The sequence below is a fragment of the Parendozoicomonas verongulae genome (assembly GCF_009711465.1).
Classification (GTDB): domain Bacteria; phylum Pseudomonadota; class Gammaproteobacteria; order Pseudomonadales; family Endozoicomonadaceae; genus Sansalvadorimonas; species Sansalvadorimonas verongulae.
This window is the reverse complement of sequence record NZ_SMME01000759.1, coordinates 1-10,707: the sequence shown is the minus strand read 5'-3', so window position 1 is coordinate 10,707 and position 10,707 is coordinate 1. Positions and strand designations below refer to the sequence as shown.

At 49.1% G+C, this 10,707-nt stretch carries 12 protein-coding genes; 3 read left to right on the top strand and 9 right to left on the bottom strand.

Translation table 11 applies throughout. The annotated features are described in order from the left end of the window. Nucleotides 1-429 (top strand): hypothetical protein (locus E1189_RS05575; protein WP_230460189.1); only part of this gene is annotated, 429 nt, incomplete at its 5' end. On the opposite strand, the gene E1189_RS05570 is transcribed toward E1189_RS05575, so the two are convergent. The 3 genes from E1189_RS05570 to E1189_RS05560 are packed head-to-tail and all read right to left on the bottom strand — an operon-like array spanning nucleotide 426 to nucleotide 2,224. Next, a complete protein-coding gene (locus E1189_RS05570; protein WP_155159054.1) occupies nucleotides 426-1,091 on the bottom strand; it encodes an XRE family transcriptional regulator in 666 nt (221 codons plus the stop codon). The two genes, E1189_RS05575 and E1189_RS05570, sit on opposite strands and share 4 nt — an antisense overlap. Before the next feature lie 57 nt (nucleotides 1,092-1,148). Next, entirely contained in the window at nucleotides 1,149-1,739 is a 591-nt protein-coding gene (gene rimJ, locus E1189_RS05565) for a ribosomal protein S5-alanine N-acetyltransferase (protein WP_155159053.1), read from the bottom strand. A gap of 23 nt (nucleotides 1,740-1,762) precedes the next feature. Further along, nucleotides 1,763-2,224, bottom strand: coding sequence for a methyltransferase family protein (locus tag E1189_RS05560; protein WP_155159052.1), 462 nt, complete (start codon nucleotides 2,222-2,224; stop codon nucleotides 1,763-1,765). Between the two features lie 219 nt (nucleotides 2,225-2,443). Between E1189_RS05560 and E1189_RS05555 the strand changes: the two genes are divergently transcribed. Next, nucleotides 2,444-3,298, top strand: coding sequence for a hypothetical protein (locus E1189_RS05555; protein ID WP_155159051.1), 855 nt, complete (start codon nucleotides 2,444-2,446; stop codon nucleotides 3,296-3,298). Between the two features lie 87 nt (nucleotides 3,299-3,385). Continuing rightward, nucleotides 3,386-4,873, top strand: a complete 1,488-nt coding sequence (locus E1189_RS05550; protein ID WP_155159050.1) for a flavin-containing monooxygenase — start codon at nucleotides 3,386-3,388, stop codon at nucleotides 4,871-4,873. On the opposite strand, the gene E1189_RS05545 is transcribed toward E1189_RS05550, so the two are convergent. From E1189_RS05545 to E1189_RS05520, 6 genes are all read right to left on the bottom strand, one after another. Beyond that, nucleotides 4,858-6,600: a choice-of-anchor I family protein gene (locus E1189_RS05545; RefSeq protein WP_329601906.1), complete on the bottom strand. Its 1,743-nt coding sequence runs from the start codon at nucleotides 6,598-6,600 to the stop codon at nucleotides 4,858-4,860. The two genes, E1189_RS05550 and E1189_RS05545, sit on opposite strands and share 16 nt — an antisense overlap. A 157-nt stretch (nucleotides 6,601-6,757) precedes the next feature. After that, the gene (locus E1189_RS05540) at nucleotides 6,758-6,982 is read right to left on the bottom strand and encodes a hypothetical protein (protein WP_155159049.1); all 225 of its coding nucleotides are present in this window, start codon (nucleotides 6,980-6,982) and stop codon (nucleotides 6,758-6,760) included. Between the two features lie 61 nt (nucleotides 6,983-7,043). Beyond that, the gene (locus E1189_RS05535; RefSeq protein WP_155159048.1) at nucleotides 7,044-7,352 is read right to left on the bottom strand and encodes a hypothetical protein; all 309 of its coding nucleotides are present in this window, start codon (nucleotides 7,350-7,352) and stop codon (nucleotides 7,044-7,046) included. Between the two features lie 81 nt (nucleotides 7,353-7,433). Continuing rightward, nucleotides 7,434-7,682 (bottom strand): hypothetical protein, encoded by a 249-nt coding sequence (locus E1189_RS05530; protein WP_155159047.1) that lies wholly within the window; start codon nucleotides 7,680-7,682, stop codon nucleotides 7,434-7,436. A gap of 214 nt (nucleotides 7,683-7,896) precedes the next feature. Then, complete coding sequence (locus E1189_RS05525; protein ID WP_155159046.1) at nucleotides 7,897-9,024, bottom strand: porin; 1,128 nt, start codon at nucleotides 9,022-9,024, stop codon at nucleotides 7,897-7,899. A 365-nt stretch (nucleotides 9,025-9,389) separates the two neighbouring features. Further along, a complete protein-coding gene (locus tag E1189_RS05520) occupies nucleotides 9,390-10,481 on the bottom strand; it encodes a porin (RefSeq protein ID WP_155159045.1) in 1,092 nt (363 codons plus the stop codon). Nucleotides 10,482-10,707 lie beyond the last annotated feature (226 nt).

Genomic DNA, 10,707 nt, shown 5'->3' with positions numbered 1-10,707 from the left:
TATGCGGGTAATGGCTGGTTAACTGATGAGTTGGTGAAATCCGGTGAAAACGTAACAGCAACGGATAACTACTCATGGTTTGACCGCGGTGACATGGACAGAGAGTTCACACGAAATGTTCAGAAAAAACCGGCCTACGAAGCTGTTTTAAACTTTGTAGAGGAGACAGCGCACGCGCCTCGAAGCACAATTCTCATCGGCTTTCCTGTTTCTGATGACCCCCAATCGAAACTGGATGAAATTTTCCAGGTTATCCTGCCCCGCAACCCGAATATGAGAATCATCTTAATTGATGCGGATCAGCCTAGGTGTGAAATCCCCAAAAATGTAGTGTTCACAGATATAACCGAACGCTTGGGCTACACACCCTACGCACTGGTTGGAGACCGGGTTTTTGAATACCGGGTTAATCTCCAGCCCACGGCCTAAACTGAACGGGCACACCACATAATCCGCCCGGCCACAGGGTTGTTGTCCCGTTCATCGGCCTGGATAACCCAGCTGGGGTATTCGGGATTATCACTGGTGACTTGCAGGCTGTTCTTCTTTAAAGGCTTGAGACGTTTTGCCATCAGACCGTCGTCTGTTTGCAACAGGTACAAGCCTTCGTTTTGAACGACTTTGCGGGAGATATCCACCAGCACACGATCACCGTCATACAGTGTTGGCTGCATACTGTCTCCGCGAATGCTGATAAATGCGAGGTGCTCACCGGAAACCCCCAGCTGACTGGAGAGGAAAGATTTGGTGAACGCAAAATAATCACTGATGTCTTCCGCCTGCACGTCGGTTCCCATACCCGCACTGGCCTGCACGTCGAACATAGGTGCATAGACCAGATCTTTGCTGGGAAGAGCACCTGTTGGCTGAGCACTGTCACTTTGCTCACCAGTCAACAGCCAGGTGAGATCAACCCGATACTCCTGATAGAGAGATTCCAGATAAGCCATGGATGGACGGCTCACGCCACGACAAATCTTATAAATATGGGATGCAGATTTACCGGTCAGTTGTGCAAACTGCTTTTTATTCCCCTGGGTGAGTTGGTCGACAACGAGTTGAAAACGACGGGCAAAAGCACTGCTGCTCATAGAAATTCCGGAATGTGGCTGGATTCAAAATAAGTACAAAACAATATTGTACTCCGATTAGGGGCTGTTGTGGTTGACCAGTGCTGTTAGTACATGGTCTTCCCAAATTCCATCAATTTTCAGGTAGTCCCGGGCAAAGCCTTCCTCCTCGAAGCCGAGTCGTTCAAGCAGCGCACCACTGCGTGCATTCGTTGGAATGTAGTTTGCCATCACCCGATGCAGCCCCATTTCATTAAACATGAATTGAATGCCAGCTTGCGCTGCTTCATACATATAGCTTTGACCTTGATACTTTCCACCGATGGAATAACCAAGGTGACAAGCCTGAAACACACCGCGAATAATATTGTTGAAGTTGCAGGTGCCAATCACTTCCGTGCGCTCTTTATTGAAGATACCAAACTTTATAGCACTGCCTTCTAACAGGAAGATCTGGTTTTCCTTCAGTGTTTTCTGCCAATACTCGAGGGTGTAAAACTCATGACTGCGGGCTGGCTCCCACCGGGACAAGTGTTCGCGGTTATTTTCATAGAAATTGAGGAACAGCTGGGCATCTGCCTCTGTGCACATTTCCAGAGTTAATCGTTCAGTGTGGATAACCGGGCGTTTTTTGATTCGTTTTGGTGCAACCGATGTTTGCGTAACCATACAGTCGACAATGTCCCTGTTGTTTATAACCACCGGGGAACCTGCTTGCGATAAGATTCAAAGTCAATACCAAAATGTGCAGTGAGAGCGCGCTCTTCAGGGATAATCTGGAAACGGGTCATGTAAACGATAAAACCGATGACGCCGCCCAAAGCATAGAAATTCGCCAAAAACAGCCCCCAGCCAGTCAGACACAGAGCCATACCAACGTACATGGGGTTGCGTGTGCGCTGGAAGATACCACTGGACACCAGTGAAGAAGCCGCTTCCGGCGTCATGGGATTCACAGTGGTTTGTGCTTGCCGGAAAGACTTCACACCTGCCAGCCCAATACTTACACCAGCTAACAAAAACAAACCCAGAAGAAACATACGCACCGAATCCGACAGTAAGAACCCTTCTGTCACCCAGCCAACAAACCACATCATCACAGCCACGATGACAACCAGTGCTATGGGAGGAATTTTCAGTTCGAAGTTTTTCATTGTTTTTATTATGTATTTTCGTACACAGATACCTGATAGCACCGATTTTGCCGTATTCACCAAAATCCATCCACTGTCATTACAGAACTGATAGGCAAGGCTGACGAAATCAAGGCCCTGTCGTAACAAAAAAGCCACCGAATACCCGACAATATCCACAGCAACTGGCTCTGACTGATCTATTTTGTACTCCCATGCTTCTAACTTGAGATAATGGTCATGATCAGAAAAATCCTCTCCTCGACTTTCGCCAGTATATTGCTGGCCGCATTTATCAGCCCTGCACTGATGGCTGATGACGCTTTTGATGAAACCTCGGGAGCTGAAGAAGATCCGGTTAACCAGCTGCTTTCATGCACCATGAAACTCGTTCAGAACCGCAAAGGCAGCGAGCAGGAGCTGCAGCAGTTAGCCTATATGGTACAGGCTGCTATTACTGAGGAGGTTAATGAAAGCTCTGTAGAAACCTACGTTCACCAGTGCAGAAACCTGAAAGAGTCGCTGGCAGACGCGCCCAAAAATCCTAAAAAGGGGTATCTCGAATGGATCGACGCACTCCCCAACAGCAAGGGAACGAAAAAGCTGCTGACCGGTTTTGTGAAGCCCCACCACCATTGCTACACCGTTGGCGTTCGTAGCGGCCTGAGCTTTTTAGGGTATGGCGTTATTGGCACCAGCACTGGGCTCGACATGGCAATGTGCCATGGTAGCCTCGGCCATAAATGGTTTGAAGTAAGACCCTTCGGTGAGCTGACAACAGGCATTGGCGGAGGGTTTCACTGGGGTCTTCACATGGGTGAAGAAGATGGCACAACGTCTCAGCCGTCCTGCAAATCGTTCGATCCTCACCTGCGGGTGTCCTCAGATTTAGCCCCCTTTGTGGGTTTTCACTACAATATGGCCGTTAATGCAACAACAGAAAACGCCTATCAGTATGGTTTAACCTTCTCGCAATACCCAGCCATGATCTTTGGTGGCGGCGGTGGTGCCAACATTCGTTTCGGCTTGGTTTCCGAAGCCTACACCCATCTGAAAAAAGTTGTTTTAGAACCTTCTATCACCAGCACTCTGTAAGCCACTTGCACAGCCGATACCTTTATAGGGCTGCCACTGCGCAGCCCTGTTACAGACTGCCAGCGGGGTTGCCTGTATGATGGCCTTATGGAAACACATCACACAATCATCATTATTGGCAGTGGATTTTCCGGACTGGGCATGGCTATTCGCCTCAAGCAGAAAGGCATTGAAGACTTTCTGATTATCGAGCGAGCCAACGAGGTTGGAGGAACCTGGCGGGATAATACCTATCCCGGCTGTGCCTGTGATGTGATGTCTCACCTTTATTCCTATTCTTTCGAGCCTAAGCCTGACTGGAACCGCAAATACTCGGGCTGGAAGGAAATTGGTGAGTACCTGAAAGGCTGTGCCAGCAAGTACACACTGCGAGACAAAACCCTGTTTGGCGAAACCGTGCGCAAAGGCTGTTTTAATGAAGAAAAAGCCATTTGGGAAGTGTTCACCGACAGCGGCCAGACCTTCACGGCCAATTTTGTAGTCGCAGCTCCCGGCCCCCTCAGCAACCCAGTCATTCCCAATATCCCCGGCAAAGAGCTCTTTGAAGGGGCGATGTTCCACTCAGCCCAGTGGAACCATGATTATGATTTGGAAGGAAAGCGGGTAGCGGTGATTGGCACAGGTGCCAGCGCCATTCAGTTTGTCCCCTGTATTGCCAAACAGGTGAGCAACCTGAAACTCTTCCAGCGCACACCGCCCTGGATTATTCCCAAACTCGACCGCAGATTTCACCCTTTTGAAAAGTTCCTGTTCCGTTATTTACCGGGTTACCGTCGTTTTACTCGTGCCGCTATTTACTGGATGAATGAGTGGGTTCTGAGTGGTTTACTCAAACCTGAATCACCCAAAGGCCAACTCTTCACTGCCGTTGCCAGGCACCATATACGCAAGCAGATCAAAGACCCGAACCTTCAGAAGGCCATTACCCCCGATTACAGTATCGGCTGCAAACGTATCCTGCTGGCCAACAACTACTACCCGGCTTTGAACCGTGACAATGTTGATCTGATCACAGACGGCGTTGCCCGCATCGGCAAAGACCACATCGTGACCCAAAGCGGTGAAACACTACCGGTCGATGCCATTATCTGGGGAACAGGGTTCAACGTGACCGAGCCACTGGAGGGCACATCCATCATCGGCCGCAACGGTGTGGAACTAAACGGCTACTGGCAACAAAACCAGTTTGAGAACTATTTCGGCACCGCTGTATCCGGTTTTCCAAACTGCTACATACTGGCAGGCCCTAACACGGGTATTGGGCATACGTCGCTTGTTTTTATGATAGAAGCCCAGATCAACTTTATTCTGCGATGCATTCAGAGCATGGATGGCAAACCCGGCAAAGCGTTAGACATAAAACCGAGTGCACAAAAAGCGCACTCGGAAGCACTTCAGAAAAAGTCACAAAACACCACCTGGACCTCCGGCTGCAGCAGCTGGTACCTCGGAGAAGACGGTCACAACCTGGCCATCTGGCCGGATTACACCTTCAAATACTGGTGGCAGATGCGCAAGAGAAAGAAGGATGATTTTGAAGTTATTTCCACAAAACCTGATCAGTCCACCTCGTAAACCGTGGTAGAGCCCGATACCTCATGCCCGACAACCAGCAGAGCCTTACCTGTAGGGCTTTCTGAGGCCTTCACAAATGTCATGCCTTCCGGTGAAAGGTCTCCGGCACGGGCCGTGTCTTTTTTCGCATCCACGGTGAAATCCCGGTTGTTGATATAGCGAACATACTCCGGCTGGGATGGATTGCTGATGTCGTACATAAAAATACCACCGGTGCGTTCAAGGCCGATAAACGCATAGGTTGTCCCGTGCACGTTTCCTACGGCGACGGCTTCCGGCTCGGGGCCTTTGTCGTCGCTGCGGCTGTCGCCCTTGGTTTTATCATCATTATTGTTGAAGTTGCTGCCTAACAGCTCGGCCGTTATACGTTCAAAGTCAGAGCCGGAGTCAAACACCAGATTGCCGTTTTCATCCCAGATAGAGAACGAGCGTGCACCGTAGGAGTACAACGCCTCATAAGTGCCATCGCCGTTGCTGTCACCCATCGTTGTCGTAACTTTTAAACGGCCCAGCTTTTTCTTATCCGCCGCATCGGCAGCGTGGGGGTGAGAGGCACTGACTGCCAGCTTGCCTGCACGTTTTTCTTCCGAGAAGCCAAGGCAGCCATCCTTTTCATCAAACTTCAAACCGCCGGTGGTAAGGCACTCAAATTTATCGGCGGCTTTATACCAGTAGTCTCTGGCGTCGCCTTCGTTGGCTGTCACGATGAAGGTTTTTCCCTCCTTCTCGAAAGAGGTAATAGCATCGGGCTGATACATACCGTAAACGCCGGACCATGGCTGGATATTGATGGCTTTGTCTTTGTTGCTGGCATCAATGGGAGACTGCCCAAAGTCTTTAAAGCCAAGGGGTTTGATCGCATCTATACGGGCATTTTCAATATCCACAATCGCAAGTGCATTGTTCTCCTGCAGGGCGACCCAGGCTTTTCGGGAATCGGCAGACACTGTTATGTATTCTGGCTCCAGATCCTGAGCCACAGAGGCATTACGACCAAAAATGCGCACATCGGAAGACAACTCTGAAGCGCGGCTGCCGCCCTTATTAAAGGCCCGAAAATCAGCCGTTCTTACGTTCTGCACCTGCCCGTTGGACAGGGTAATCACACTGATGGAGCCTTCAGGGTCAACTTTATAATCAGACGACGGTTCACCTTCATTCGCCACCAGTACATAACGACCATCCGGGGTAAAGGTCACCATATCGGGCAATGCACCCACTTTCACATAACTGGAAAAGCGGGCATTGCCGTGGGTATCCAGCCTATAAAAAGCCACAATACCGGCAGCCTGTTTATTCGCATTTTCAACAGCCACAGCCATCAGGCTGTCATTGACTGCGATGCTGTTAGCTGCGCCGAGTGCTTCTTGAGGAATATCCTTCTGAATATTCAGTGAACCTTTCTGAGAGATGTTGGAATCCTGAAGAGAATTTGTAAGTGGAGTGCTGGTCAGGCCGGAAATATCCAACCGGTCTACCGTACCTGAGGCGGCATTCACCACAAATACCGATTGGCTGCGGCTATGCCAGGCCACAATCTCAGCCGCGCTGACATGATACTGACCTGAGGCGTAGCGACCGACAGGCGTTAAATCCGCAGGTTTATTGATATGTGTCACCCCCTGCTGGGTGGTGCAACCGGCGATTCCTGCGGTTCCGATAAGCAAAGCGGAGGCGAGGGTCAGTAGTTTGCTCGTTGGGGAGGAGATTTTGTGTTGAGTATTCACGAGAGATCCGTTGTTGTGTTTATTTTTTCAGCTTTCAACAACAGAGTTTGTATAAAGAATTTATGACGAGGTTATGACAAAAGAGAGAAACGCCAAAAATTTCCGGATAACAGACCGAAGGTTGGGTTATCAAGCGACACCTAACCTACAAAGCATGTTATTTGGGTGCTTCTTCATGCTTAACAGCAAAGTAGATCATTCGTAAAAGCTCATAGGTTTGTTCATTGAAGGCCTGCATGTCTTCAAGCTTCTTATCAAGGCTATCAAACCGTTTTTGAACCTCCTTGAAAAACTCAGATATCTCGCATTCTATACGACAAAAGCGCTCTTCATTCTTGTCCTGCTGACACTCCAGTACACTGACCCGCTGTTCAAGCCCCATAACAACCTCCACAACAGACCGAAGGTTGGGTTATCAAGCGACACCCAACCCACAAAACATACTATTTGGGCACTTCTTCGTGCTTCACAGCAAAGTAGATCATTCGCACAATGTCCTGGGTTTGTGCATTGAAGGCTTGCATGTCTGCAGTTTTCTCATCAGCGCTATCAAACCGTTCTCGAACCTGACGAAACTGCTCCCACACCTGACTAAACTGCTCCTGCACCTGACTAAACTGATCCTGCACCTGACTAAACTGCTCCCGCACTTCCTTGCGAAACTCAGATATCTCTCCTTCTATACGACAAAAGTGCTCTTCATTCTTGTCCTGCTGACACTCCAGTACACTGACCCGCTGTTCAAGCCCCATAGCAACCTCCGCGAATGTGGAGGAGACAGAGTAGCACGGGAAAGCCGCTTTGCCAGATGTGCATCGGAAAAGGAGAAAGCCTTAATTTGTATGGGGAAGAAGCTGGCGAAGGAGGAGTTCAAGCTGACGAAATGAATCACGATTACCCCGGTTAGCCGCTTCCAGCTTTTCCAACCGGTACTCCAACACTGCAAACTTTTCCCTTTGCTCTTTGAGCGCAAGAGTCACGACATCATGTGTAGCCTCAATAACTTTATTACGCTCACGACATGCGTCATCCAAAGCTTCATGCTTCGCTTCTAATGTTGCAACTCTGGCCTCTGTCGACATATTTTCTTGCCCTCTATATTTCTGTTTATGCGGGCGAACAGAGTAGCACTGGTGTAAGTTGCTGCCAGTTTTCGGAGCTAAATCGGGCTGAGCATGACGGCAAAACATTCAGGAAATCAGGTGGCCAGTTAATACACATGAAAAACCGCCTGAGTCAGTTAGCAACTCAGGCGGTTTTTATTAACTTCTTAAGCCTTACCCGATTGGGGAAGGATTAGAAGTAGTAGCGAGCACCCAGAGCCCACTTGGTAGCGGTGGTGTTGTTATCAAACTTATGGGTCTTCTTCTCGCGGCCTACTTCAGCCCAGGTGCGGAAAGAAGCGCTTGGCTTGAATTCAACACCCATAGCGTGAGTTCTGGTGCGGGAATCAATCACACCAGCAGCATTGGCGTTAGTGGCATTCGCAAGGTTTGTACCCTTAGAATCTTCCTGTATCTGGTCAAAGGCATAGTAAGGGCTCACGCCGTTATCGAAGGAGTACTTACCACCAATGCCGTAGCCAGTCTTGGTCTGATCAAAGTTAGCCTTGTTTGTAGCCTGTGCGTTGGTGCGGAATGCTTGGGCACCAACAGTCAGGTTGCGGATAGCGTAGGACATGCTCAGGCCAGTGGAGTCAGTTGTACCAACAGCGGTGTCTGTATTATCTGCTCTCTTTTCTTTTAGGTCAGTTCCACCGTGGAGCAGGGAAACACTCAAGCCAAAGTCAGAGTTCCAGGTTGCACCGTAGGTGTAGAATTTATCAATGGCGATATTCTGAGCCTTAAGGGTATCATCGTCTTCAAGATTTTTGAGAGAGTCTGTCATAGCAGCAAAGGACATATTCTCACCCTTCACATCACTTTCCATAGGCGCAATCATATATTCTGCGAATAAGCTCACCTGCCCCAGCGTAATATCGTAGGAGAGCAGGTTTTTCATGGCTACGGTACCGTAGTTGGTAGAGAGCATGGAAGAGCTGCCAGTAAATGCGTAACCGTTACTGTGCTTACCCATCTGGGCATCCCACTGAGTCCACATGGTACCCAGACGCAGCTGGCCCATGGTTTTGCTCTGCAGGCCAACCCACATAGCGTCGGAGAAGAAGTTGGTTGCATCGTCTGAGTACTTCAGCTGGAACTGACCTTTAGCAGTCAGGTCATCGCTCAGATTGTAAGTACCGATGGTGCCGATACGGGAGTTGGCTACGTCGAATTTTGCAGCGTCGTCGTTACGGGTCTTTTGCAGACGAGTACGCAGCTGACCATACACTTCAACAGATGAGTTATCGTCGCTGTAAACTTCTACGGCAGCTGCCTGGCCGGAGATTGCCGCTACAGCAAGTGCGAGTGCTAGTTTTTTCATTATGTGACTCCAGATGTGTGCGTGTGTGCTTTAACCAGTACTGAAGACGTTTTTATCAGGGGAGCCGTCAGCACCATGCAGTAACTACTGCCATTGATAAGCAGATTCCGATTATCGGGAGTCAGCGGCTGAGGTCACGGGAAGAATTTCGATGACCTGATTACCTATACGCATAACCCACATTTTTTATGCCGGTTACCGTAAAGAGCTATGAAATCACTTGAAAAGCAGTGAGAAGAGATAGAGAAGGAAGGGTTGTGGTGGTCAGTAATACGTAAACAAAAAACGCCTTGATCGATCCATGATCAAGGCGTTTTGAGTTTTTGTGCGAGCGGCTTTTTAAACCTTACCCGTTGAGGGAAAGATTAGAAGTAGTAGCGTGCGCCGATTGCCCACTCAGTGGTGTGCTTTTCACCATCGTTGATGTTACGTGAAGCTTCAACGAAGGTACGGATGCTTGCATTTGGCTTGAATTCAACACCAGCTGCCAGAGTGCGCGCTTTTGTAGCATCTGTAGTCTTAACAGCTTTGTTGTCAGTCTTAACGATATCGTAAGTTGCGTATGGGCTTACGTTGTTGTCGAAGCTGTACTTAGCGCCCAGGCCGTAACCAGTCTTTTCCAGATCGAAATTGGCGCTCTTGTCGTCTTTCTTCACCTTAACCCTGGTCAGCTGAGCGCCAACAAGCAGCTTACCAACGGTGTAGCCAGTGGAGATACCGTAGGATTTAGCTGTACCCAGAGCGGTTTTCTCTTTAGCAGGAGTAGCATCTGCATCAGCTTGCAGATCTACATCAGTAGCAGCATAAACAGCAGCTACATCCAGGCCAAAGTTAGAGTTCCAAACCACACCAGCACTTACAGCCTTATCGATAGTAACGGCCTCAGTATCTTTTTTATTGTCAGTGAAGCCAGCCGCAGTCAGATCGTTACGCTTGGCATCAACAGAAGTAGGAGCCAGCTGAGTCTGGGCACGCAGAGTGATCACACCAACGGAGGTGTCGATTGGGAAGCGGTAGTCCAGAGTATTGCTCTGTACACCAGTACCGTACTGGTCGCCACCCAGGCTGGAGCTACCACCATAGGCATAGGTGTTATCCTGAATGCCCATTTCATCATCCCAGATGGAGCCCATGTTACCAACACGCACACCACCGAAGGTTTTGCTGTTCATGCCAATGTACAGAACATCGGAGTAGAAGTTCTCTGCAGAGTCACCGTATTTGATCTGCATTTTACCTTCAACAGTCAGATCATCACTCATCTTATGAGTGCCGATAAAACCTACACGGGAGCTGGCCAGGCTAAAAGACTTTTCGCCATTATTGTTGGTCTTTTTAAGAATGGTACGCAGCTGACCGTAGACATCAACAGCAGTGCTATCGTTACTGTAAACCTGAGCAGCAGCAGCTTGACCAGAGATAGCTGCAACAGCGATTGCGAGGGCGAGCTTCTTCATGAAGTGGCTCCAGATGTATGTGTGTGGCACTTAACCTGAAGTAGCAGCAAATGTATTGGGGGTGCCTGTTACTTCAGAGGTGTGTAAATAAGTGTCACTGGATTATCTGGAGATTGTCGCCATTGAGCACGGGAAGATTTACGATCAACCCATCTACTACAGGAATACCCAAAAAAAGTTTCTAGGCTGTTCACGCATCCCATTTCTCAACTCTACTATTTTTTTT

Bases quoted from the DNA above. Each gene is read 5' to 3' on its own strand.
- E1189_RS05570 (WP_155159054.1), bottom strand. From the start codon at position 1,091: ATGAGCAGCAGTGCTTTTGCCCGTCGTTTTCAACTCGTTGTCGACCAA.
- rimJ (WP_155159053.1), bottom strand. From the start codon at position 1,739: ATGGTTACGCAAACATCGGTTGCACCAAAACGAATCAAAAAACGCCCG.
- E1189_RS05560 (WP_155159052.1), bottom strand. From the start codon at position 2,224: ATGAAAAACTTCGAACTGAAAATTCCTCCCATAGCACTGGTTGTCATC.
- E1189_RS05555 (WP_155159051.1), top strand. From the start codon at position 2,444: ATGATCAGAAAAATCCTCTCCTCGACTTTCGCCAGTATATTGCTGGCC.
- E1189_RS05550 (WP_155159050.1), top strand. From the start codon at position 3,386: ATGGAAACACATCACACAATCATCATTATTGGCAGTGGATTTTCCGGA.
- E1189_RS05540 (WP_155159049.1), bottom strand. From the start codon at position 6,982: ATGGGGCTTGAACAGCGGGTCAGTGTACTGGAGTGTCAGCAGGACAAG.
- E1189_RS05535 (WP_155159048.1), bottom strand. From the start codon at position 7,352: ATGGGGCTTGAACAGCGGGTCAGTGTACTGGAGTGTCAGCAGGACAAG.
- E1189_RS05530 (WP_155159047.1), bottom strand. From the start codon at position 7,682: ATGTCGACAGAGGCCAGAGTTGCAACATTAGAAGCGAAGCATGAAGCT.
- E1189_RS05525 (WP_155159046.1), bottom strand. From the start codon at position 9,024: ATGAAAAAACTAGCACTCGCACTTGCTGTAGCGGCAATCTCCGGCCAG.
- E1189_RS05520 (WP_155159045.1), bottom strand. From the start codon at position 10,481: ATGAAGAAGCTCGCCCTCGCAATCGCTGTTGCAGCTATCTCTGGTCAA.